The sequence below is a fragment of the Lacinutrix sp. Bg11-31 genome, assembly GCF_002831665.1.
Classification (GTDB): domain Bacteria; phylum Bacteroidota; class Bacteroidia; order Flavobacteriales; family Flavobacteriaceae; genus Lacinutrix.
Window position 1 is genome coordinate 1571982 of the sequence record NZ_CP025118.1, and the last position, 25042, is coordinate 1597023.

20 protein-coding genes are annotated in these 25042 nt (G+C 30.4%); 16 read left to right on the forward strand and 4 right to left on the reverse strand.

Annotated features, from left to right (window positions below):
* Positions 1-5: 5 nt before the first annotated feature.
* From CW733_RS07005 to CW733_RS07025, 5 genes are all read left to right on the forward strand, one after another.
* Positions 6-1634, forward strand: a complete 1629-nt coding sequence (locus CW733_RS07005; RefSeq protein ID WP_100996521.1) for a S8 family peptidase — start codon at positions 6-8, stop codon at positions 1632-1634.
* Positions 1635-1745: 111 nt separating this feature from the next.
* Positions 1746-4214, forward strand: a complete 2469-nt coding sequence (locus CW733_RS07010; RefSeq protein ID WP_100996522.1) for a DUF5686 and carboxypeptidase regulatory-like domain-containing protein — start codon at positions 1746-1748, stop codon at positions 4212-4214.
* Positions 4215-4398: 184 nt separating this feature from the next.
* On the forward strand, positions 4399-4791 hold the full coding sequence (locus tag CW733_RS07015) for an ACT domain-containing protein (protein WP_100996523.1): 393 nt from the start codon (positions 4399-4401) through the stop codon (positions 4789-4791).
* 23 nt (positions 4792-4814) lie between these two features.
* Positions 4815-5141: a multidrug efflux SMR transporter gene (locus CW733_RS07020; RefSeq protein WP_100996524.1), complete on the forward strand. Its 327-nt coding sequence runs from the start codon at positions 4815-4817 to the stop codon at positions 5139-5141.
* Between the two features lie 294 nt (positions 5142-5435).
* The gene (locus tag CW733_RS07025) at positions 5436-5888 is read left to right on the forward strand and encodes a hypothetical protein (protein ID WP_100996525.1); all 453 of its coding nucleotides are present in this window, start codon (positions 5436-5438) and stop codon (positions 5886-5888) included.
* Positions 5889-6045: 157 nt separating this feature from the next.
* Here the strand turns inward: CW733_RS07025 and CW733_RS07030 are convergent, their stop codons facing one another.
* On the reverse strand, positions 6046-7383 hold the full coding sequence (locus CW733_RS07030) for a cyanophycinase (RefSeq protein ID WP_232730408.1): 1338 nt from the start codon (positions 7381-7383) through the stop codon (positions 6046-6048).
* A 38-nt stretch (positions 7384-7421) separates the two neighbouring features.
* Complete coding sequence (locus tag CW733_RS07035; RefSeq protein WP_100996527.1) at positions 7422-8063, reverse strand: protein-L-isoaspartate(D-aspartate) O-methyltransferase; 642 nt, start codon at positions 8061-8063, stop codon at positions 7422-7424.
* A gap of 157 nt (positions 8064-8220) precedes the next feature.
* Here CW733_RS07035 and CW733_RS07040 point away from each other — a divergent pair, with 157 nt between their 5' ends.
* The 11 genes from CW733_RS07040 to CW733_RS07090 all read left to right on the forward strand — a co-directional run bounded on the left by CW733_RS07040 (position 8221) and on the right by CW733_RS07090 (position 22608).
* The gene (locus CW733_RS07040; RefSeq protein ID WP_100998729.1) at positions 8221-9180 is read left to right on the forward strand and encodes a Gfo/Idh/MocA family protein; all 960 of its coding nucleotides are present in this window, start codon (positions 8221-8223) and stop codon (positions 9178-9180) included.
* Between the two features lie 131 nt (positions 9181-9311).
* The gene (locus CW733_RS07045; protein ID WP_100996528.1) at positions 9312-10202 is read left to right on the forward strand and encodes a 3-hydroxybutyryl-CoA dehydrogenase; all 891 of its coding nucleotides are present in this window, start codon (positions 9312-9314) and stop codon (positions 10200-10202) included.
* Positions 10203-10387: 185 nt separating this feature from the next.
* A complete protein-coding gene (locus tag CW733_RS07050) occupies positions 10388-11626 on the forward strand; it encodes a DUF1015 domain-containing protein (protein ID WP_100996529.1) in 1239 nt (412 codons plus the stop codon).
* 56 nt (positions 11627-11682) lie between these two features.
* Complete coding sequence (locus CW733_RS07055; protein WP_100996530.1) at positions 11683-12345, forward strand: YggS family pyridoxal phosphate-dependent enzyme; 663 nt, start codon at positions 11683-11685, stop codon at positions 12343-12345.
* A gap of 18 nt (positions 12346-12363) precedes the next feature.
* Positions 12364-12717, forward strand: a complete 354-nt coding sequence (locus CW733_RS07060) for a four helix bundle protein (RefSeq protein ID WP_100996531.1) — start codon at positions 12364-12366, stop codon at positions 12715-12717.
* Between the two features lie 36 nt (positions 12718-12753).
* Positions 12754-14115 carry an exonuclease domain-containing protein gene (locus tag CW733_RS07065; protein WP_100996532.1) on the forward strand — a complete coding sequence of 454 codons (1362 nt, stop codon included), beginning with the start codon at positions 12754-12756 and terminating at the stop codon, positions 14113-14115.
* Positions 14116-16083: a DUF3857 domain-containing protein gene (locus CW733_RS07070; RefSeq protein WP_100996533.1), complete on the forward strand. Its 1968-nt coding sequence runs from the start codon at positions 14116-14118 to the stop codon at positions 16081-16083.
* 27 nt (positions 16084-16110) lie between these two features.
* A complete protein-coding gene (locus CW733_RS07075; protein ID WP_100996534.1) occupies positions 16111-16971 on the forward strand; it encodes an ion transporter in 861 nt (286 codons plus the stop codon).
* A 9-nt stretch (positions 16972-16980) separates the two neighbouring features.
* On the forward strand, positions 16981-17895 hold the full coding sequence (miaA, locus tag CW733_RS07080; RefSeq protein ID WP_100996535.1) for a tRNA (adenosine(37)-N6)-dimethylallyltransferase MiaA: 915 nt from the start codon (positions 16981-16983) through the stop codon (positions 17893-17895).
* 91 nt (positions 17896-17986) lie between these two features.
* Entirely contained in the window at positions 17987-20140 is a 2154-nt protein-coding gene (locus CW733_RS07085; RefSeq protein WP_100996536.1) for a hypothetical protein, read from the forward strand.
* Between the two features lie 62 nt (positions 20141-20202).
* Positions 20203-22608 carry a hypothetical protein gene (locus tag CW733_RS07090; protein ID WP_100996537.1) on the forward strand — a complete coding sequence of 802 codons (2406 nt, stop codon included), beginning with the start codon at positions 20203-20205 and terminating at the stop codon, positions 22606-22608.
* 90 nt (positions 22609-22698) lie between these two features.
* On the opposite strand, the gene CW733_RS07095 is transcribed toward CW733_RS07090, so the two are convergent.
* Positions 22699-23406 (reverse strand): response regulator transcription factor, encoded by a 708-nt coding sequence (locus CW733_RS07095; protein ID WP_100996538.1) that lies wholly within the window; start codon positions 23404-23406, stop codon positions 22699-22701.
* A 4-nt stretch (positions 23407-23410) separates the two neighbouring features.
* Positions 23411-24973 carry a sensor histidine kinase KdpD gene (locus tag CW733_RS07100; protein WP_100996539.1) on the reverse strand — a complete coding sequence of 521 codons (1563 nt, stop codon included), beginning with the start codon at positions 24971-24973 and terminating at the stop codon, positions 23411-23413.
* Positions 24974-25042 lie beyond the last annotated feature (69 nt).

Consider the following 25042-nt stretch of genomic DNA (forward strand, 5'->3'; position numbering starts at 1 on the left):
CGTATATGATAAGGACTTTTAATAAAACAAGCATAGTATTTGTTTTCGCCTTATTGTTAGCAACATTAACAAGTTGGGCGCAAACCAATAAAGAATTTGCCCGTTTTTACTTTAAATTAAGTTCAGAATTAGAATTCTCATCACCAAAAGCGGTATTAGAGTATTCTGAATTACTTAATTTAAACGAAAACTATCTATTTGAAATTAATAACGCATACTCCTTTACGAAAACTCAAATTGAAGAATTATCTAAACAATCTAAAACCGGTTTTACTTTAAAAAACACTTTTATAATTGAAGGTTTTTTTACAGAAACTGAAAAAAGTTCTTTTTTAGACATCTTAAAAAAAACAGACAATTTACTTTACGCTTATAGCGCGAAAACAACACCTATTACTCCACCTCACGATATTGCTCCAACAACAAACGACTTAGAAGCCAACCAAGGTTACATAGAATCTAATCCTGGTCTTGATATTAGGTATGCTTGGAATAATGGCATATCTGGTAGTAATATTAGAATAAGAGCAGTTGAATATGGTGTAAATTTAGAGCACGAAGAGTTAGACCATCAAAATGTATCTATAACAGCAGGTGCAACTATTAATCCTGGTGCATCTACGGCCTATACAGAACATGGAACTAGTGTTTCAGGCATAGTAATTGGAGACAAAGGAACCTATGGCATAAGTGGTTTAGCTTACAATGCCTTAGAATACATTTTATATCCAGAATGGACTGTAGAATACAATTACAATCGCGTTACAGCAACATCTAATGCTATTGCAAATTCTACAGCTGGTGATATTGTTATTTTTGAAATGCAAACTGGAGGACAAAATGGAGAATATGTTCCTGCAGAATTCAGCCAAGCCATTTGGGATTTAACAAAAGCAGCTACAGATGCGGGAATTATTATTGTAGCAGCAGCAGGTAATGGAAACGAAAACCTAGACGATTCTTTTTACGATGCCTATAACGCAAGAGGTGATAGTGGTGCTATTATAGTTGGTGCAGGATCATCAAACATAGGCCATCACAAAATGAGTTTTTCTACATACGGTTCTCGTGTAGATTTGCATAGTTGGGGACAAAATGTACATACTATAGGAGAATCTTGCTTTGGCACAACGGTTTATGGCAACGATTTTAACCAGACTTATAATTCTTGTTTTGGTGGAACCAGTTCTGCAACTGCAACTATGGGAGGATTTACTGCCATTTTACAATCTTATTATTTAGAGCAAACAGGAAACTATATGTCACCTGCCATAATGCGTTCTTTAATGGTTAATACAGGAATACCACAAGGATCTGGAGGTAATATTGGTCCTTTTCCTAATATGCAAGCAGCTATGTTAGCCTTAGATAATACACTAAGTGTAAACACTAAAAGCCAATCACCTTTTGTAATGTATCCAAACCCTAGCAATAGCGTTTTAAATATTAACTTAAATAATTATAATAACGCAGCAAGTTTAGAGATTCGTAATTTATTAGGACAACAAGTACTTACTACTAATTTAACTAAAAGTAAAAACAGTCTTTCTGTAAATAATCTATCTAAAGGATTATACCTTGTTACAGTAAAGACTAAAAATACTACGACTACCAAAAAACTGATAATTAACTAAAATTGCGTTAAAACTAAAACCTTAATTGTTTATTTTATTTAAGTTTGGTTAATCTACAGGCAACCATTTTACAAAAAATTGCGTCTATAGTATAAACACCAACCACTAAATATGAATAAATACCAACTACTCTGCCTTTCATTTTTTGTTTTAAACTTTTCATTTGCGCAAATTACTGGAAACGTAACGGCTAATACAAACGAAGCACTTCCGTTTGTTAATGTTTATTTAAACGATACCTATACAGGAACAACCACAAACGAAGAAGGCAATTACACCTTAGACATTTCTAAAGCAGGAGACTACACTATTGTTTTTCAATATTTAGGCTTTAAAACATTGAAAAAGGAAGTTTCTATTACGTCTTTTCCTTACGCATTAGACGCGAAACTTGTTGAAGAAAACATTACTTTAAATGAAGTAGTTATTAATTCAGAAGAGAATCCTGCCAACCAAATCATTAAAAATACAATTGCAAAACGAAAAGGCGTTTTAGAAAAATTAAGCGAATACAAAGCTAACTTCTATTCTCGCGGACTTATTAAGATAAAAAATGCACCAGAAAAAATATTTGGTCAAGATGTTGACGAAATGTTAGATGTTGAATTAGACTCTACAAGAAGTGGTATTATTTATCTATCTGAAACTATTTCAGAAATTGAATATAAAAAATCAAGACGTTTAAAAGAGAAAATTTTAGCATCTAAAGTGAGTGGAGATTCTAATGGATTTAGTTTTAACACTGCTTCAGATGTAGATTACAACTTTTATGATAACACAATAGAACTTGAAAACAATGTAGTCTCTCCAATTGCAGATTACGCTTTTAGTTATTATAAATACAAGCTTGAAGGTACTTTTTATGATGACAATAATAACCTCATCAATAAAATACTAATCACACCAAAACGCGATAACGATGCCGCTTTTTCAGGCTACATATACATTGTAGAAGACCAATGGGTAATTTATGCAGCAGATGTTAGTATTTCTGGAAAAAGATCAGGAATACCACCAATAGATGTATTTAAAATAAAACAAACCTTTTCCTTTTCGGAAACCGATTCTGTTTGGGCTTTAATTTCGCAAACGCTAGATTTTAAATATGGACTTTTTGGCTTTAATGGAGAAGGCAGATACACTTCTGTTTATAGCGATTACAATTTTACACCAGAATTTAGTGATAAGAATTTTACAAGAGAAGTTTTGTCTTTCGAAGAAAACTCTAATAAAAAAGACTCACTTTTTTGGGATACAAAACGTCCTGTACCTTTAACTGTTGAAGAATCTACAGATTATGTTAGAAAAGACAGTATTCAATTGGTTAAAGAATCTAAACCATATTTAGATTCTATAGACACAAAACACAACACCTTTAAACTAGGAGATGTTTTAGGTGGTTACAGCTACCAAAACTCTCATAAAAATTATCGTTTTAGCATAGATTCTCCTATCGAGAAGATATCCTTTAACACTGTACAAGGTTGGAATGGAACTGTTGGCATGCGCTACACCAAAAATTACGACGAGTACAAACGCTACTTCAGTATTGCAGGAGATATTAACTATGGAGAAGCAGACGATCGCTTACGCGGAACAGCTAATGCGCGCTATAAATTCAACAATATTAACAACCGTTTTATTTCTCTTTCTGGAGGTGTAAAAACAGAGCAGTTTAATAGTTCTAATCCTATTTCTAAAACAGAAAACTTAGTAAGCACACTCATTTTTGAAGATAACTACATGAAACTTTACGACAGAAGTTTTGTGCAAGGACAGTATTACCAAGAAATTATTAACGGTGTTAGATTAAATTCTACATTAGGCTTCGAACGTAGAAAGGCCTTATTTAATAATTCGGACTATGTATTGGTTAACGAAGTTAGAGACGCTTACACTAGTAACAATCCTTTAGACGAAACCAATTTCACCTCAAAACCATTTAACACACACAACATTGCAAAGCTTAATGTAAATACGACTATTAATTTTGCTCAAGATTATTTAAGTTATCCAGATGGCAAATACAATATTCCAAACAGTAAGTACCCAATACTTTCTTTAGGTTACGAAAAAGGCTTTGCTGCTACAGATTCTAATTATAATTTCGACCAGTTTAAAGCCAGACTAAGACAACGTATAGATCTTGGAAATAAAGGTGAATTTGAATACAATGCACAAGGAGGTCTTTTTTCAAATGCAGATACTATTGCTTTTATGGATTACCACCACTTTAATGGCAACCAAACCAATGTAAAACTAGATGGCTCTTATTTAGACTCGTTTAAAAACCTACCTTACTATGGTTTAAGTACAAACAATAGCTATGCAGAATTACATACCGAATATCGTTTTAATGGTTACATTTTAAACAAGATTCCGCTAATAAACAAACTAAACTTTAATCTTATTTTAGGTGCTAAAGCAGCATTTACTCATGAAAACAAACCGTATTCGGAATACTCTATTGGTGTAGATAATATTGGATTTGGTAAATTTAGATTCTTACGTGTAGATTATGTGCGTTCATACCAAAGTGGTTTTGTTAACGATGCTGTTATGTTTGGGATTAGTTTTTAACAAATTCCAGCGTAAGCAGTAATTCTCTGTTATAAAAATTACAGATTTAATTATTAAAAAAAATATGTTGACTACATGTAGTACAAGCCAAAGATTAGTAACTGGCCAAAACCCACAATCTGCACACAGTGTTGGAAAAGCGAATTTAAATGAATTACAAAGACTAACCAAAACCACTAAATAAATGAGCGGAGAAAAGAAATTAGACGTCCTTTTAAAGTCTATGAAACCAAAACATAATGTAGGAGAATTTGTGTTTTGTAAAACTGATAATTTGGAACAAATAAACCTTAATCAAATTGTTATGTCTTTTAAAGAAGAAGAAAGCACTACCATTATTGCTAAAAAGGAGGTCGCAGACCAATTAAACTTAGACTATTCTTTTGTCGCTTCATGGATTACACTTACCGTACACTCCTCTTTAGAAGCAGTTGGTTTAACAGCAGCTTTCTCGAATGCATTATCCGATAACGGAATTAGTTGCAATGTTGTCGCTGCTTATTATCACGATCATATTTTTGTAGATACAAAAGACACAGAAAAAGCAATGGAAGTTTTAAATGCATTTTCTAAATAAAGAAATTAAGAAATTAAGAACCAATGAATTGGATACTATTAATAATAGCTGGCCTTTTTGAAGTTGCTTTTGCTGCTTGCCTTGGCAAAGCTAAAGAAGCTACAGGAAGTGAATCAACTTATTGGTACATTGGCTTTTTTGTTTGTGTAGCAATAAGCATGCTTCTTCTTTTAAAAGCAACACAACAATTACCCATTGGTACAGCGTACACGGTTTGGACAGGTATTGGTGCTGTAGGAACTGTTTTGGTTGGAATTTTTATTTTTAAGGAACCAGCTACATTATGGCGACTATTTTTTATTACTACTTTAATTATATCAATTGTAGGACTAAAAGCAGTTTCGGAATAAACAGACTAGAATAATTTAAAAAGCATATTGTTAATACCATAAAAAACACCCAATGCCATCTTTAGGTTACGAGTAATTTTTTAACACACTCCTATTTATGTGCTATTCGTATTACGATAAAACAGGAACCTTTTGTTTTGAAATTTATAAATTTATAAATTTAACTTAGTAAAAAAATAATTTAACTTCGTTTACGAAAAATTTAATGCTTTAAAACGGAACCATATCTTGAACATTGTAGTCAATTTGACGCAACCAATTCGAAAAAAGAGCATCTTATAAAAAAACTGAATTATGAAATATCAAATTTTGATTATCTCTATTTTATTTCTTGGACTCGTTTCTTGTAACTGTAATAATGAAGATTGTACAGACATAGTTTTAAACACGACAAGTCTTGAAATTGAATATGGTTGTACAAACACAAAACATCAAATGGATATAGAATTATCTGAAAATCATATGATTATTAGGAATCAACTTGATTTTTCTGAATTTGTATCAGGAAGTTGCCAACCTACTATTGATTTTTCTGTTTATGATTTGATAATTGGAAAAAAAGGACTTACGAATGGGAATACTTCTATTGACTATGAATTGATTGAAAATTGTGAAACTAGAAACCAAAACCTAAACGTTACCTTCAATCAAAATGGAACAAATGTAGCACCAAATTTAACATATCACGCTCTAATTCCAAAATTGAGAGATGAGCAAGAAATAAATGTTGAAATAGTAATTAATTAAAAACGTGCTAAACAAAGTGTATAAAAAAATGCTTAATTTAGTCTTAACAAAATGGGAAGTGCTTTTTTTCTAGCTTCTGATTTTCTCTTCGGAAAATCCTCGCACGCAAAAACGCACGTTCCATACACGAATACGTAAACGAACTCTTTCAAAATAATTACTCTTTAATCATTTTTAAAAGTTTAGAGGAAGTTTCAGTATAAACTTTAAAAAAATAAACACCAGATGCTAATTCATTTGTATCAATAGTTTTTCCATTAAAATCTAAAGGGATAGTTCTTCCGAAGGCATCAAAACATTCAATTTTAAGTAGTGTTTCGTTTTTAGCAATGGTAATCTTATCTTGAAAAGGATTTGGAAACAACTTTATACTTTCAAACTCAAATTCCGAAACAGATAAGGCACTACAATTAGGATTAACTGTGCTTGCTGTATTAAAACTTCCATTATTTACAAACCAGTTTTCCCAGTTGCCACCACTACCTGTAGTCCAATCGCTTAAATCGAAATAATTCTCACCAGTAGTCATTCCTGGCACTTTATATACTTTAAGTGCTTCTCCACTTTTATTCCAATGCAAAGCATTTCCAGAGGTACAATTCTCAGGAATATAATCTGTAATTGCACAATTGGTTTGCAAGAAAAAGGCATGCTCTTCGTAATTTGGGTAATCTCCATAAACATAGGCTTTTCCATCATTCTCTATGCAAACAGCTGTGTATTCGTTACAGGCAATACCAAAAGAACGTGCGTTATTGTCTTTCGAGAAACGTGCTAAAAAAACAGCGTGCCTTGCGCGTCTGTCTGGATCATCGTAATGTGTATCTGTAATTACATTTTCAAGAAACGGGACTTCTAAAAAATCGTTATACCCTAAAATCATTCTATTATGATAAGGATTACCTAAAGCTTGAGCGTTTGTAACCGTTCCATTTTCTGCACTAAAATATGCGCTTCCTAAAATAGCCATTCCAGCACTTGTTCCTCCAATAACGCCTTGTTTTACATTAATAAAATTATTTAAAGCAGTTTCAACGGCATTGTCTTTAAAGTAATTAACGTAATTATATTGGTCTCCACCAGCAAACCAAATGGCTTCTGCATTTTCTATTTTATCTAATACATAAGGATCTATTGCTCCAGCTTCATTATTAATGACAAAAGTGCGCACAGAATTGATGGCAATTCCTAAACCTGAATAAAAATAATTATTATAACCATCGCCTCCAGAAGCTCTTAACACAACTACATCTCCACCATTTGCTTTATTTAAAAACCAAACCATAGCTTCATCGCTTTCACTTGCTCCTCCCATTAAACAGACTCCTGAATTTGGAGTTACTACTAAATCTGTTACGTTTCCTGTATGGTATTCAGTATAATTCTGTGAAAAACTAAACTGAAAAACTAAAATGATAATAAAAGTAATTTTCTTCATTCCTCTCTTACCCACTCCAAAGGAGAAGGAATTTATTAATGTTATTATATTTTCCATAATAGTTTTCTTCCTTTTAGAAAGAATTAAGGATGGAATTAATTCTTATCCTCTAAAAGCGGTACAAAACGAAACTCACCAAACTCCGTTTTATCAAATTCCTTCACTCCTTTTCTTACAAAAAGCGTCATGGTTTGCACGCTATCTCCCACAGGAATAACCAAGCGTCCACCAATTTCAAGTTGTGCAAGTAATGGCTTAGGCACAAAAGGCGCTCCAGCTGTTACAATAATACTTTTAAAAGGTGCCTCTTCTACCAAACCTTTATAACCATCGCCAAAAATAAATTTCTTAGCTCTAAATCCTAATTTAGGTAGAAACTTACTTGTTTTTTTAAACAACTCTTGTTGTCTTTCAATACTATAAACCTTAGCTCCTAAATCGCACAAAACAGCAGTTTGGTAACCACTTCCTGTACCAATTTCAAGCACTTTATCGCCTCTAGTAATTTCCATTAATTCGGTTTGAAAAGCTACTGTGTAAGGTTGCGATATAGTTTGGTCTGCAGCTATAGGAAACGCTTTATCTTGGTAAGCATGGTCTAAAAAGCTAGAATCCATAAACAAATGCCTTGGTATTTTTCCAATGGCATTTAATACAGCTTTATCTGTAATACCTTTGTTTACTAATATATTAACTAATTGTTGTCTTAGGCCTTTGTGTTTAAAAGTATCTTGCAAAATGGTGGAAAGTTTAGAATGATAAAATTAATGAAACAATCTTCGTTTTAAAAGTAAATAGTGGAATTTAATTATATTGTTAATACCTATTAAAAATACAATCAAATTTGCCAAATTCGTAGGTAAATATCTTATTTTTGAAAAAAACGTAAATAGAATGCTAAACGCTGGAGTTTTAGGTGCTGGACACCTAGGGAAAATTCATTTAAGATTACTTAATCAATCTAATAAATATAACCTTGTTGGTTTTTACGATTCTAGTGAAGAGAACGGTAAAAAGGTAGAAGCAGAATTTGGTTATAAATACTTTAATTCTATAGAAGCTTTAATAGATGCTGTAGACATGGTAGATATTGTAACACCAACACTTTCGCATTACGATTGTGCTAGACAAGCCATTGCCAAAGGCAAGCATATTTTTATAGAAAAGCCTATTACAAATACTGTTGAAGAAGCCGAAACATTAAGAACTTTAGTTGCCGAACATGGTGTTAAAGGACAAGTTGGTCATGTTGAACGTTTTAACCCTGCTTTTATAGCTATAAAACACCAACTAGACAGTCCAATGTTTATAGAAGCACATCGTTTAGCAGAATTTAACCCAAGAGGAACAGATGTTCCTGTGGTTTTAGATTTAATGATTCATGATATAGATGTTATTTTAAGCGTTGTACAATCTAAAGTTAAAAGTGTTTCTGCAAGTGGCGTTTCGGTAATTAGTGATACACCAGATATTGCAAATGCACGTATAGAATTTGTAAACGGTTGTGTTGCCAATTTAACAGCAAGTAGAATTTCGTTGAAGAATATGCGTAAAACACGTTTCTTTCAAAAAGACGCTTACATCTCTGTAGATTTCTTAGAAAAGAAATGTGAAGTAGTAAAAATGAAAGACGCTCCAGAAACTCCTGGAGATTTCGATATGATTCTTCAAAATGCTGAAGGAATCAAGAAGCAAATTTATTTCGATAATCCAGATGTGCCTAGCAACAATGCGATTTTAGATGAATTAGAAAGTTTTGCTGATGCTATAAACACTAACACAAAGCCAATAGTTACATTACACGATGGTACTGAAGCTTTACGTGTTGCTAGTATGATTATCGATCAGTTTTAGAAAAGTCGTCATTACGAAAGAGGAACGACTGAAGTAATCTTTATAATTGATGTTCAAATTAAATTTTAAGTTATAAAACAAACAGATTGCCACGACTAGAAAAAGTCTCGCAATGACAAAAAACAATACAGATGAAAAACGTAGCAGTAATTGGAGCAGGAACTATGGGAAATGGTATCGCTCATACCTTTGCACAATCAGGATTTAAAGTACAATTAATAGATATTAGCGAAGAGTCACTAAAAAAAGGAATCGCAACCATTACTATGAATTTAGATAGAATGGTCGCTAAAGAGAGAATTACAGAAGCTAATAAAGTTGGTACTTTAGCTAATATAACAACATATACAAGCGTAAAAGAAGGTGTAGAATATGCAAGTTTAGTTGTAGAAGCTGCAACCGAAAACATTGATTTAAAATTAAAGATTTTTAAGCAATTAGACGAGGCTTGCCCAGAAGATACTATTCTAGCTACAAACACATCGTCTATATCAATAACTCAAATTGGAGCAGTAACTTCTAGACCAGAAATGGTAATTGGTATGCACTTCATGAATCCTGTACCAATTATGAAATTGGTAGAGATTATTCGTGGTTATAACACTAGCGACGAAGTAACAAATACTATCATGGAATTATCTAGAACACTAGGTAAAACACCAACAGAAGTAAACGATTATCCAGGATTTGTTGCCAATAGAATATTAATGCCAATGCTTAACGAGTCTATAGAAACACTTTATAATGGTGTTGCTGGAGTTGAAGAGATTGATACTGTTATGAAATTAGGTATGGCACACCCAATGGGACCATTACAATTAGCAGATTTTATAGGTTTAGACGTTTGTTTATCTATATTAAACGTTATGTACGATGGTTTTAAAAATCCTAAATATGCACCATGTCCATTATTAGTAAATATGGTTCGTGCTGGAAAACTAGGTATTAAATCTGGTGAAGGTTTTTACGATTACTCTGAAAGTAGAAAAGCTGAGAACGTTGCGAAGCAGTTTTTGAAGTAAACCTACTTTTTTGATTGCTAAATAGGCTGTCATTGCGAGGACGAAGGACGTGGCAATCTCTTAAATTGAAATCCAATTAAATAGATTCCCACGTTTTTTTTATTGAAAAAAATTCGTAATTACATATTATAATATCGAATAACAAAACTAATTAAATAGGTTCCTGAATTTATAGGAAGTAAATTATGGCAAACATAAAACCTTTTCGCGCAGTAAAACCCACACGAGATAAAGTAAGCCTTGTAGCTTCACGCTCGTACCAAAGTTATACGCAAGCAGAACGCGAAGGCCGCTTAAATTACAATCCGTTTTCGTTTTTACATATTGTTAATCCTGGTTACAAATATGCCAAGGAGATTTCTGGCGAAGCACGTTATCAACTTGTAAAAAACCGCTATTTAGAATTTAAAGAAGATGATGTTTTTAAACAAGACAAAAAACCATCGTTTTACATTTACAAAATTGTAGATCGTGACCACCAAACCTTTAATGGTATTGTTGCGGCTGCAAGTGTAGAAGATTACCAAAACGATGTTATTAAAAAACATGAAGACACTATAGCTAGTCGTGAAATTGTTTTTAAAGACTACTTAAAAACGGTTGGTTTTAATGCAGAACCAGTACTCCTCACCTATCCAGATAATAACGCTATTTCAAATGTTATTACCGAAATACAGAAAGAGCGCGCAGAATTCGAATTCACAACCACTTATAGAGACACACATTATTTATGGCAAATAGATAACGAAGCCCATATTAAAATAATTTCTGAAGCTTTCGCAAGCATGAACACGCTTTATATTGCAGATGGACATCATCGTTCATCTTCATCACATTTGCTTTGTGAAGATTTAAAAGCTGAAAACAAAAACCACAATGGCGATGAAACTTATAATTATTTTATGAGTTTCTTAATTCCAGAGTCTGAGTTGCAAATTCATGAATTTAATAGGCTTGTAAAAGACTTAAACGGACTTACAAAAGAAGAGTTTTTAATTAAACTAGATACAACATATCGTATAGAAAACCGTGGTATTATGCCATACAAACCATCGAAACCTCATCATTTTAGCATGTATTTAGATGGTGAGTTTTATTCGCTATACTTACGTAAAACTAGTTATAAATTTGGAACCTCTTTAGATGAGCTCGACGCACAACTACTCTATCAAACCATTTTAAAACCAATTTTAGAAATTGAAGATTTACGACACGATAAACGCATCGATTATTTAAGCGGAAAAAAAGATATTGTAAACCTTAAAAGTAAAATAGACAGTGGTGAGTTTAAAGTCGGTTTTGGTATGATTCCTGCTACAATAGAACAAATGAAACGCATTGCAGACGATGGCCTTAAAATGCCTCCAAAAAGCACTTATATTGAGCCTAAATTGAGGAGCGGTGTTACTATTTATGAGTTTTGACAAATGTTTTTACTTTTAATTAGCAATCTAGAAACTAAAAAGCATTAGATAATAAAATGAGCATACAACATAACCTAAACAACATAAAACAAACACTTCCAGAACACGTAACATTAGTTGCCGTTTCTAAAACGAAACCTGTGAGTGATTTAATGGAAGCATACAATGCAGGGCAACGCATTTTTGGAGAAAACAAAATCCAAGAAATGGCGGACAAGTTCGAGCAAATGCCAAAAGATATCGAATGGCACATGATTGGACATGTACAAACCAATAAAGTAAAGTACATGGCTCCTTTTGTTAGCTTAATACATGGTGTAGAAAGCTTCAAGCTACTTAAAGAAATTAACAAACAAGCCTTAAAACACGACAGAGTAATAGACTGTTTACTTCAAATTAAAATTGCCGAAGAAGATTCTAAATTTGGAATGTCTGCAAAAGAAGCTTCAGATATATTACAATCGGAAGATTTTTCAGCATTAAAAAATATTAAAGTAATTGGTGTTATGGGAATGGCAACTTTTACAGAAAACACACTTCAAATTGAAAAAGAATTCAGACTTTTAAAGTCTACTTTAGAAGATTTAAAAGTGACTGAAACTACAAACTGTCAACTACAAACTATTTCCATGGGAATGAGTGGAGATTACAAACTAGCAATCGAGTGTGGAAGTACAATGGTTCGTGTAGGAAGTAGTATCTTTGGTTATCGCAACTAAAAGTTAATAGTTATACTCATGAGAGAATCAATTTTAAAGACTAAAAGTTATGATTTTGCTTTAAGAATTATTTCAGTATACAAATCTATTTCTTCTAATTATAAAGAATATACTTTATCAAAACAACTACTAAGAAGCGGCACATCAATTGGTGCTAATATTAGAGAAGCAGAGTTTGCTCAATCTAATAAAGATTTTATTAGTAAAATGAGTATCGCTCTTAAAGAAGCTAACGAAACAGACTATTGGATATCTTTATTAAAAGACTCTAATTATATAGATTCAGAAACTAGTAAAACACTTATTTTTGCTAATAATGAATTAATAAAAATGTTAGTTTCGACAATTAACACTATGAAATCAAAAGCCTAATAACTATTAACTTTTAATTATTATTTTTTAACTTATTTGTACGCAATAATAGACATAGAAACCACAGGTGGTAAGTATAACGAAGAAGGCATAACAGAGATTGCTATTTACAAATTTGATGGTCACGAAGTTGTAGACCAATTTATTAGTTTAGTAAATCCGGAAAGAGAAATCCAACCATTTGTTGTAAACCTTACTGGTATTAACAGTAACATGTTAAAAAACGCGCCAAAGTTTTACGAGATCGCAAAACGAGTTGTAGAAATCACAGAAGGTTGCGTAGTTGTAGCACATAATGCACAATTTGACAACCGAATATTAACTACAGAATTTAAACGTTTAGGTTTCGATTTCGATCGTGAAACACTATGTACTGTAGAATTAGCTAAAACACTTATTCCAGATTTACCGTCTTATAGTTTAGGTAAATTAGTACGTTCTTTAGGCATACCTGTTACAGACAGGCATCGTGCTTCTGGAGATGCATTAGCTACTGTAAAACTCTTTAAATTATTATTGAGTAAAGATGTCGAAAAAACAATTATTCAAACCTTTTTAAGAAAACATCCTAAGTTACAATTAGAGCCAAAACTAACAGATATTATTGCTCAAATGCCTTCGGAAACAGGTGTTTATTATATCCATAATAAAAATGGAAACATTATTTATATTGGTAAGAGTAAGAACATTAAAAAACGAATAAATCAGCATTTTACAGGTACAGATAGAAAATCTAAAAAAATTCAAATTCAAGTAGCAACAGTAACTTACGATACTACTGGTAGCGAACTTATTGCCTTACTAAAAGAGAGTCACGAAATAAAACAAAACAAACCTCTTTTTAATCGTGCAATGAGAAAAACAAAAATTTCTCATGCATTGTATAGTTCTATAGATAGTAATGGTTATATAAATTTAACTATTGATCCTGCAGATGGACGCAAAAAAGTTATAACAACTTTTAGCAATAAACAAAGTGCAAAAGACTTTTTGCATCGTGCAGTAGAAACGTATTCTTTATGTTTAAAACTTTGTGGTTTAGAAAAAACGCTTGATAGCTGTTTTAGATATGAATTAAAAGAATGTGAAGGTGCTTGTTTAAATGAAGAAAACACAGTGCTTTACAATAAGCGCGTTAATGAGTTTATTGAAAAATACAGCTATAAAGATCAAAACATGATTATTATAGATAAAGGTAGAAAGGTAGATGAACGCAGTGCTGTTTTAATTGAAAATGGTGTTTTTACAGGTTATGCTTTTTACGATTTAAACCACCAAATAAACAATATAGATATTCTAAAATCTATTATTATCCCTATGACTAATAATAGACACACACAGCATATAATACAAAGCTATTTACGTAAAAACAAACGTCTTAAAATTTTAAAATTTTAAATGAAAAAGACCACAATAGTACTAGTTTTCTTATTTTTTGCAATTATTAGTTTTTCTCAATCTAAATTTAATGCTTCTGGATATAATGTTACTAATAGCGATTTAACAAAAAATACATATGCTAAAGATTCTACAGCAAATGCTTTAGTGATTTATGAATTTGGAAACTCCTATTTTGATCAAGATGACTTTAGATTAAAAACCGAGATTAAACGTAAAATTAAAATTCTTAATAGAGATGGTTTCGACCAAGCAAATGTTTCCATTTTACTATATAAAAACAGTGATAATAAAGAAAAAGTAACTAAAATAATTGGCACTACTACTAATACAAATACTAACGGAACATTAGACATCCAGAAACTCAATAAAAGTCAAATTTTCACAGAAAAGTATAACGACAATTATACCTTAGTTAAATTTACAATGCCAAATATAAAAGAAGGCTCAGTAATTAAATATAGCTATACCTTAGATACTCCTTTTATTTTTAATTATAGAAACTGGTATTTTCAAACTAATATTCCGACACTATATAGTGAGTATCATGCAAGTATACCTGCTAATTACGATTATAACATTAAATTGGTTGGCAAAACACCTTTAAATATAAATACCAACGATGTTGAGAAAGAGTGTTTAAAATCATCTTCAGGAGCAAAAGCAGATTGTTTTAAAACTGTTTATGTTATGAAAGATGTTCCAGCTTTTATAGATGAAGAATATATGACTACTAAAGAAAATTATATTTCAAAAGTAGAATACGAATTGAAGGTTTATACAGGTTTTGATGGGCGTAGAGACAATATCACCAAATCATGGAAAACAGTAGACAAAGAATTAAAAACAGAGAAAAGTATTGGAAGACAATTAAATAAAGGTTCAGTTGTTAAAGAGCTACTTTCTCATGAAACTACAACCGAAAAAGATCAATTAAAAAAGGCTCAAGCTATTGTAGAATATGTACAAAACAACTATAAATGGGATGAAAAATTTAATATTTTTGGAGACCTTTCTTTAAAAGATTTAATAAAAAATAAAGTTGGTAGAGCTTCAGAAATTAACTTGTTATTATTTAATTTACTTAACGAAAATAATATTGAAGTACTACCAATATTAATGTCTACAAGATCTAACGGATTACCAACACGAATATTTCCGGTAATCTCAGAATTTAACTACATAATTATTCAAGCTAAAATAGCTGGAGAAACATATTTCTTAGATGCTACAAGCCCATATTTATCTTTTGGGCAATTACCATACAGATGCCTTAACCAATATGGTAGGCTGTTAGATTTAAAAACCGGAAGCTCTTGGGTAGACATTAAACCAAAAGATAAATTTTCGGTTAGCTATAAAGTTACTTCAAAAATTAATGAAACAGGAACTATTAATGGCTCTATAAAACATCAAGCTACAGGTTATAAATCTAGTGATTTAAAGGCAAATTACTTTAAAAATAAATCTAGTTACCTAACAGACTATCAAAACGAAAACACAAACATTACAATTACAAATCACGAAGTTAAAACAACGTCTAAAAATAGTGAAGAGTTTATTGAAGTTGTAGATTTTGAAATTCCATCTGAAACCATTGGAAACGCCATTTATATAAATCCTTTTATTACAACCTTTTTCGCCGAAAACCCTTTTAAACTTCAAGAAAGAACTTATCCTATAGATTTTGGCTATAAAGATTCTTACACTTACATATATAAACTAGATTACGACACTAATTTATTTGAAGTAAGCGAAGTTCCAGAAATAAAAAAATGCCAGTTACCTAACGGAAAAGGAACTCTGCTGTTCAATGTAACAAAAAGTGATTCTAAAATTATAATCTATTTTAAATTCAATTTTAAAGAAGCCATTTACAATCAAAACTATTATCCTTATTTAAAAGAGTATTTTAGTACTATAGTAGATTTGCAAAAAAATTCACTAATTGTTTTAAAGAAAAAATAGCTTATTATTATTTAGTATTTTTGAAGTATGAGTAAAACAAGTAAACATAACTGGAAAAACAAACTCCATGAGATTATTTACGAAGCAGATACACCTGCTGGAAAATTGTTTGATGTTATTTTGCTTATTTTTATTCTAGCTAGTATTGCATTAGTAATGCTAGAAAGTGTTAGTTCTATTGACGCTAGATATCACAATGCATTATATATTGGAGAATGGTTAGTAACTATTCTTTTTTCTATTGAATATATTGCCAGAGTTATTACAGTACAAAAACCAAAAAAGTATATTTTTAGTTTTTATGGAATAATAGACCTTCTATCTACAATCCCAATGTATTTGTCTTTTATATTGGCTGGAAGTCACGCTTTAGTAGCGTTAAGAGCTTTACGTTTATTGCGTGTTTTTAGAATTTTAAAACTGGCGAGATACATGGGAGCATCGAACCAATTAGCTAGTGCTATTAAATCTAGTCGAGCCAAAATATCTGTATTTTTGTTTGCTGTAATTATTGCATCTATCATTTTTGGTACGCTAATGTATTTAGTAGAAGGCGAAGAAAATGGTTTTACAAATATCCCTAAGAGTGTGTATTGGTGTATTGTAACACTAACTACTGTTGGCTTTGGTGATATTACACCACAAACTCCTTTAGGCCAATTTCTTGCAACGCTTATTATGGTTTTAGGTTATGGTATTATTGCTGTACCAACAGGAATTGTTTCTGCAGAATACAGCAAAACATTAACCAAAAAAGAGGAAGAAAATAATGGTGAACCTGAGAAAATTCAGCTTAACTCTCAATCTTGTCAAAACTGTTTAACAACGAACCATAAAGATGGTGCCGAATATTGTTATAACTGCGGCCACAACCTTCATATAGATTAATTCTACATATTGAATTCTAAAAACAAATACCTAATTTCCATTGTTGGACCTACAGCGATTGGAAAAACGAGCTTGAGTATTAAACTTGCTCAACACTATAATACCGAAATACTCTCGGCAGATTCTAGACAGTTTTACAAAGAAATGCAAATTGGTACTGCTGCTCCAACGGTTGATGAGTTAGCGCAAGCAAAACATCATTTTATTCATCATAAATCTATTGAAGACATCTATAATGTTGGTGCTTTTGAAAAAGAAGCAATAGCAACATTAGATACTTTGTTTAAAACACATGATGTAGTTATTATGGTTGGTGGTTCTGGCCTTTATGTAGATGCTGTTACAAAAGGATTAGATTATTTTCCTGAGGTAGACAAAAGCATCAGAGAAGGCTTGAATTCGGAATTGGTTGAAACAGGACTAGAAACACTTCAGCTACAGCTAAAAAAACTTGATATTGAAGCTTACAATACAATTGCAATAGATAATCCGCAACGTGTTATTCGTGCTTTAGAAATTTGTATTGGCAGCGGAAAACCTTATTCTTCGTTTTTAAATAAAGATAAAAACAAGCGCATTTTTAAAACTATTACTATTGGTTTAACTGCAGAACGTGAAATAATTTACAATCGTATTAATAAACGTGTAGATATTATGCTTGCTCAAGGACAGCTTGAAGAAGCAAAATTGCTTATAGATAAACAACATCTTAACGCGTTAAATACTGTAGGCTACAAAGAACTCTTTAATTATTTTAAAGAAGAATGGACGTTTGATTTCGCTATTGAAGAAATGAAAAAAAATTCGCGTCGTTTTGCAAAACGTCAACTTACTTGGTTTAAACGTAATAAAGATACTTTCTGGTTTGATTATTTAGAAGATGTAAGCAACATTATTAAAGCTATAGAAAAATCTAAATTGTAAATTAGAGTATATTTTTAAAAGTTGAATTTGGCATAAAAATTGATTTAACATTTTATTAACTAATTAGATTTAACCACTAAATACATTTTGCATGAAACTAACCACGCTTCTTTTTGTCTTTATAACTTCTTTTTTTTCTTATTCGCAAACCTCTGTTAACGACGACCATATTAACACAATTATTAATAGTGATTATATTAATAATTATACTGTTGAGAATTTTTATTTACACACCAACAAAGACTTCTATTTTACAGAAGAAAATATTTTATTTAAGGCTTATGTAGTACATGAAGAAGACAACAAACCATTTTTAGAAACTACAAATCTTCATGTTAGTTTATATAATTCTAATAATGAATTGGTATTAAGTGAATTGTTTTATGTTAAAAATGGAACTGCAAATGGATTAATTAAAATCCCTAAAAATATAAAAACAGGAGATTATACCATTCAATTAAATACACAATGGAATAGAAATTTTAAAGAAGGAGCCCTCTTCCCTATTGAGGTTTATAATATTAACGACAGTACTACTACTCCTTCCGAAGTCGAAAATATAGAAAAACTAGATAATAAGGAACTAACAAATACAGAACTGGAAACAGATGTTTTAAATAAGGATGAGCAAAACGCATTAACCTTAAATACTTTTAATAAAAAAAATGACATTGTAAGTTTTCAATTTAAGGCAAATTCTCTTTTAAATGAAAACGGAAAATTTGCTTACGCTATTTTACATAAAAAAGGAACTCCAAAATCTGTAGCAACAATTACGCTTAAAAAAAACACAAATACTTATACTCTAAATTATTTAAAGAACACATTGTATAATGGACTTAACACTGTAACAGTTTTTGATACTAAAAATAAAATTTTAGCACAAACAAACTATTATAATAAGCCAGAAAAACAAATTGACATAACTACAGATATTATAAAAGAAAGTAACGACTCTATTAGTTTAGACTTAAAATTGCTAAATACCTTTAACGAAACTAATATTAGTATTTCGGTATTACACGAAGATTCTAAAGTATTCGATAGCAAAGCATCTATTACTAACACATTACTTAAAGATGATGAAAGCTTAAAACAAATAAATAAAATATTTCCATATAAAAGTCCAGCTAATAGAACGCTCTTTTATAAAAATGAGAATGGTTTAAAAATTAGTGGTGCAATAAATTCTAAAATAGAAAATACTAGTGAATATAAAGTAATGTTGACTTCGCATCTTAACAACGTCCTTTTAACTACATCTATTTCTACAGATAAAAAATTTGAGTTTAACAACTTACTACTAAAACATCCTTCAGACTATAAACTTGCTTTAGTAGACCAAGCTGGAAAAGTTATTAAAGGAGAATTTTACATCTATAAAGAATTTATTGATTATAAAGTAGATAGCATAATAATAAACAATGCTGTAAAAAAACCTTTAAATAATAACCTTACAGAAGAAAAAGGCTTAACAATAGAAAAGAATAATAGAGAAGTCTTTAACTATCTTCCTAAGTCTAAAAATATAGAATCTCTTGAAGAAGTTATTTTAAAAGGGACAAAAAGCAAAAAAGAGATAAGAATAAAAGAGATAAGAATAAAAGAGATAAAAAAAGAAAATCCCTTTTTAGGAATTAGTGCTGGATTTGGCAAAGATTATTATATTGATTTAGAAAAAGAGGGACTAAAAAGCTTAGTAGAATTTCTAGAAGAACTACAAGGAATTCGAGTAAGTAGATTAGTAGATGGCAGTTATGTTATAGTAAATACAAGGCCTTCAAGTATTTCTTCTTCACCTTATATGCTCTTTTTTATTGATGGAGCTCCAATGAGTCAAGAAGGCGGTTTAGATCTTGCTAATTATAGAGTTACAGATTTTGAATTTATTAGTGTAAACGTTTCTGGAGCTGGATATGGCCTGCAAGGCGGTGGAGGTGCTATTAATTTAATAACAAGAAACGACTTTAGCTACAAAAAAAGCAAAAACTCTTTTGTTAAAGCATACAAAACAACAAAAGGTTTTAGTTTAAACCAAAACGAATTAGAAAATAACGCTTTAACGTTTCCAAATCTAGAGTCTGAATATTATTATAGCGCTATAGATTGGGTTCCCGATTTTATACTAAAGCCCAATAGTGCTAACATTTTAAAAATTAAAAAACCAAAGAATGAGAGCGTAAAACTAATTATTAATGGTTTTAATGCAGAAGGAGATTTAATACATAAAGTAATCCATTTATAAGTATAACGGATTAAATGTTGCTTTAAAATTGATTACTTTTAGTTTAAATTAAAACTCCTACTATGCGCCATTCCGATTATATAATATTAATTGTTTTCTTTTTTATTAATTTAAGTTTTGCACAAGAAAACAATCCAATAACATCTGAAAACATTAGTGAGCAAAATACTTTTTTACATAAACAACATTTAGAAAAATTCTCTCTGCACACTAATAAGTCTGTTTACTTTTCAGGCGAAAATATTTGGTTTAAGACCTATGTTGCTTATGACATTACAGAAACACCTAATTATAAAACTTCGAATCTTTATATTAATATCTATGATTCAGAAAAAAAATTAGTTGCAAATCAATTAGTGTTTGTTAATAATGGGAAAGTGAATGGTAATATAGAACTTCCTGAAGACTTAAAAACCGGAACATATTTTATAGAATTAGAAACCAATTGGAACACCAATTTCGAAAATACTTATATTAAATCTATACAAGTAAAGAGTTTAGACGATGGTTTTATAGACAAAACTAATAACAATAATACATTAGATAATTTAACTGTTTTTAGTTTTTATCCTGAAAGTAACGTAATACTTGAAAACACAGAAAACACCATATATTTTACTATAACAAAAAATAATATTCCATTAAAATTAAATGGAAAAATAGTAAATACTAATGGAGACGTTATTTTAGAATATAAAAGTGGTGAAAACGGAATTGGCTTTTTTAAACTAACAGCTAGTAAAGGAACTAAATATTTTGCTACTGTTAATGATTCTAAATTTGAAATCCCGAGTGCAAAAGAGAGTGGATTAATAATCCATAAAAAAAAGAATGCTAAAAATAGTGATGCTATTAATTTAAGCATAGCAACAAATAAAGCAACACTAGATAAAGAAAAGGGAAACACCTTTTTTGTTGTAATACACAGAAAAGGATATGTATTGTCTGTTATTCCAATTGAATTAAATGGTGATTATAATAGTTTCAATTTAAACCTTCTTAAAAAGGATCTTTTTAATGGTGTAAATACTATTACCATATTTAACCAAAGCAATCAACCAATTGCAGAGCGTAATATTTATAATGATAAAAAGGAAATAATAAAGTTAGAAGCAACTAAAACTATTCGTAAAAAAGATTCTACTACAATAGCGTTAATGCTTAAAAATGTATTTACAAATACAAATGTTAGTATTTCGGTTTTACCAACAGAGTCCTTAATGTATAAAAACCAAAACAATATTCTTACAGACTTTTTAGTAACTCCATATTTAAAAGATAAAACTGGTAATGTGGCAGATTATTTCTCTGAAGGATTTAACCTAGACAAGCTAGATAGTTATATACAAACTAAAAGTAAAACAGATTTTAAAAACGCGCCAATTAACAAGAAAGAGTATAAAAACTCTGAAATAGGAATGAAAGTAAGCGGTTCTATAATTATAAATAATGTAGATATTAATAGTTCTAAAGTGATGCTAACATCGCAAGAAAATAATATTATTTTAGTTTCTAAACTAAAGCCTAATAATACTTTTGTTTTTGATAGTTTATTATTAAAACAAAACTCTGCTTACAAATTATCTTTAGTGGATAGCAAAGGCAAACTATTAAAAGCTGTTATAAAAATTAAAGAAGAGTTTTTAAGCTATAAACCTGCATCAATTTCTACCAGAAATTTAGAAAATTTTTATGTAGATGACTTTAATAATAGTATAATAAAAACTGAATTTAATAACAAGAACGAAACATTAGAAGAGGTTTTAATTGAGTCTAAGAAGAAAAAAATAGTTTTACCAGATGATTATCCAGACCCTAAAACGCGTGGAAGTAGTTTTACAAAAACATATACAATTATAGAAAGCAAATACTCTACAGGCCAAACAGCAATGGATGTTATTAAAGACTTACCTGGAATACTAGTTGACATCCAATCTACAAAAGTTAGGTCTACAAGAGGTGCAAAATCAATTATTGCGGGAAGTAGAAATGATGAAGTTGCAATAATTTTAAATGGTGTAAGAGTTTCAGATTTCGACTTATTAAGAACCATAAATGCAACAGAAATTATAGAGGCAAAAGTTAATGCATCTGGAGCTGGTTATGGTTTAGATGGTTTTGGAGGAGTTGTAATATTAAAAACAAAAGGAGAGATAAATCCGTTTAAAAATAAAGCAAAAAATAACAATACAAAGTTTACTGTTAAAAAAGGAAATGTAGACTTTGGTTTTACAATTCCAACAGAGAATTACAAAGAATACGATTTACAATTCCCTACTAATAATTCTAAAAAATATTACAGTACACTAGACTGGTTGCCGAGTACTGACCTGAAACCAAACTCAGACAATTTAATTACAGTATTCAATAATAATTTAGATGAAATTAAATTAATTATTAATGGGCAAAATAATGAAGGACATTTAATTTTTGATGTAATAACCATAGACACTAAAAAAAATCAATAATTTAAAGATTACGTTTTAAAGCCTTTTATAAAAACAAAAAAGCTTGTAATAAAATTACAAGCTTTTTAATATAGTTATAGTGTTATACTTTTAGTCAGGGTTTACAACAAGTCTAAAGCCTTCACCATGAATATTTAGTATTTCTACTTTATCGTCTACTTTTAAATATTTACGCAATTTTGCAATATAAACATCCATACTTCTTGATGTAAAGTAATTATCGTCTCTCCATATTTTTGTTAATGCTAGTTCTCTTGGCATTAAATCGTTTTCATGTAAAGCTAATAAACGTAATAATTCGTTTTCTTTTGGAGATAATTTTACAGCTTCACCACCTTTATAAGTAAGGAATCTTAATTTCGAATTAAGGTGAAAATGCCCAATTTCAAAATCAAATTGTTTGCTATCTGCAACTGTATCTGTTGCCTTTCTTGTCATGATTGCTTTAATTTTCATTAAAAGCACTTCACTGTCAAAAGGTTTATTAAGATAATCGTCTGCTCCTACTTTATAACCTTTAAGCACATCTTCTTTCATTGCTTTTGCAGTTAGAAAAATAATTGGCACATCTGCATTTTTCTCTCTAATTTCTTTAGCAAGTGTAAAACCGTCTTTATAAGGCATCATAACGTCTAAGATACAAAGGTCGTAATCGTCTTTTTTAAACTTTTCGAAGCCTTCCATACCATTTTTAGCATGGACAACTGCGTAGTCATTCATCATTAAATAATCCTTTAAAACTGTTCCAAAATTTGGATCGTCCTCTACTAATAATATTTTCTTTTCTTGTTCGTCCATAATGTTATGATATTAACGGAAGTTTTATCGTGAAAGCACTTCCTTTTCCTTTTTCACTTGTTACTGATATGTGACCACTGTGGTCTTCTACAATTCTTTTTACATAAGATAAGCCTAAACCATGACCTTTTACATTATGTATATTTCCTGTGTGTTCTCTATAAAACTTTTCGAAAACACGTTTTACGGCAGCTTTACTCATTCCGCTACCTTCATCTTTTATATTAACCAGAATATTATTTCCAACGTTTACTGTTTCTACAGTAATTTTTGGGGCCTCTGGCGAGTATTTAATAGCATTGTCTAAAATGTTTACCAAAACATTAATAAAATGCGTTTCATTTGCTAGTACAGAAGACTTAGTTGCTTTAAGTTCTGTCTCTATATGTCCTTGTCTATCTTCTACAATTAATTCTACATGAGAGATAGCATCTTCTATTAAGTCGTGTAAACTAATACCTTCCTTACTAATGTTTAACTCATTTTTTTCAAGTTTAGATATCCTTAGTACATTCTCTACTTGTGCATGCATACGTTTATTTTCTTCACGTATCATCTGTAAATAGCGTTTAACCTTCTCTTTATCATCTATAATTTTTGGATTCTTAATAGAATCTAAAGCCAGGTTTATAGTTGCGATAGGCGTTTTAAACTCATGCGTCATGTTATTAATAAAATCTGTTTTAATTTCAGCAATCTGGCGTTGCTTTATAATCTGTGATAACGCTGTTACAAATGCAATAATTATTATTGAAGTAAACAAAACAGATAAACCCAACATACCAATTACAGAAGACCATATAAACTTATTTCGATCTGGAAAATTGACTAGCAAACGGTAATTATAATTTCCATTATCTTCAGAAAAAATTGGCACTTCCATTGTTACTTGGTCTTCTAACTCAAAATTATCTGTCTGTATTTTTGTTGCTAAATCACTACTGTAAATAGCGAACTCATAATCTATACCAATATCAAAATGCTGTAGTTCAAAAGTAAGTAATCTGTTTAGTTTTTCTTTTGTTATTCGCTGATGTATTGGTATTGTGTATGCAAAATCTTTATAATAATCATCAATCAAGAATTTTTCAGTATTACTATATTTAGCAAAAACTTCATTATTATTAAGGTTACCATCAATATCATTTGCTTTAAAGACTTTAGTTTCCTTTTTACTAATAATTTTTTTAATACTAATAGTATCTAAACCTATGTCAAAGAGCGCTGGAGATAATTTATAATTTTCTTCTAAGATTCCATAACTATAAACGAGTGTTTCGTTTCTAGCTTGGTCTTCTTGTCTAACATAAAGATTACGTATTGCTGTTGTATCTTTTATAACGTCAACATCTTGAGCTATTAATGGTCTTATCTTATTAAAATAATCTCTAAATTCTTCATATTCCACATTTTTAGAAACTTTGCTTAAGGCCTGCTTAACATTAAAGTTGAAGTTATCTTCCTTATTACTTACAGAATTAGAAATATAGTAGCTTTGCACAAATATGATACCTATAAGAGACAAGCTCATTAAGATTGCTAGTACAAAAAACACTTTTTTACTCATCCATTCAAAATTAATATTTTAACATTTAGTAAGCCTTGCATTTAACCTTACATTAACAAAAATGTTAAA

Coding starts and splice junctions, on each gene's coding strand:
- CW733_RS07005 (WP_100996521.1), top strand. CDS start 6: ATGATAAGGACTTTTAATAAAACAAGCATAGTATTTGTTTTCGCCTTA.
- CW733_RS07010 (WP_100996522.1), top strand. CDS start 1,746: ATGAATAAATACCAACTACTCTGCCTTTCATTTTTTGTTTTAAACTTT.
- CW733_RS07015 (WP_100996523.1), top strand. CDS start 4,399: ATGAGCGGAGAAAAGAAATTAGACGTCCTTTTAAAGTCTATGAAACCA.
- CW733_RS07020 (WP_100996524.1), top strand. CDS start 4,815: ATGAATTGGATACTATTAATAATAGCTGGCCTTTTTGAAGTTGCTTTT.
- CW733_RS07025 (WP_100996525.1), top strand. CDS start 5,436: ATGAAATATCAAATTTTGATTATCTCTATTTTATTTCTTGGACTCGTT.
- CW733_RS07030 (WP_232730408.1), bottom strand. CDS start 7,383: ATGGAAAATATAATAACATTAATAAATTCCTTCTCCTTTGGAGTGGGT.
- CW733_RS07040 (WP_100998729.1), top strand. CDS start 8,221: ATGCTAAACGCTGGAGTTTTAGGTGCTGGACACCTAGGGAAAATTCAT.
- CW733_RS07045 (WP_100996528.1), top strand. CDS start 9,312: ATGAAAAACGTAGCAGTAATTGGAGCAGGAACTATGGGAAATGGTATC.
- CW733_RS07050 (WP_100996529.1), top strand. CDS start 10,388: ATGGCAAACATAAAACCTTTTCGCGCAGTAAAACCCACACGAGATAAA.
- CW733_RS07055 (WP_100996530.1), top strand. CDS start 11,683: ATGAGCATACAACATAACCTAAACAACATAAAACAAACACTTCCAGAA.
- CW733_RS07060 (WP_100996531.1), top strand. CDS start 12,364: ATGAGAGAATCAATTTTAAAGACTAAAAGTTATGATTTTGCTTTAAGA.
- CW733_RS07070 (WP_100996533.1), top strand. CDS start 14,116: ATGAAAAAGACCACAATAGTACTAGTTTTCTTATTTTTTGCAATTATT.
- CW733_RS07075 (WP_100996534.1), top strand. CDS start 16,111: ATGAGTAAAACAAGTAAACATAACTGGAAAAACAAACTCCATGAGATT.
- CW733_RS07085 (WP_100996536.1), top strand. CDS start 17,987: ATGAAACTAACCACGCTTCTTTTTGTCTTTATAACTTCTTTTTTTTCT.
- CW733_RS07090 (WP_100996537.1), top strand. CDS start 20,203: ATGCGCCATTCCGATTATATAATATTAATTGTTTTCTTTTTTATTAAT.
- CW733_RS07095 (WP_100996538.1), bottom strand. CDS start 23,406: ATGGACGAACAAGAAAAGAAAATATTATTAGTAGAGGACGATCCAAAT.
- CW733_RS07100 (WP_100996539.1), bottom strand. CDS start 24,973: ATGAGTAAAAAAGTGTTTTTTGTACTAGCAATCTTAATGAGCTTGTCT.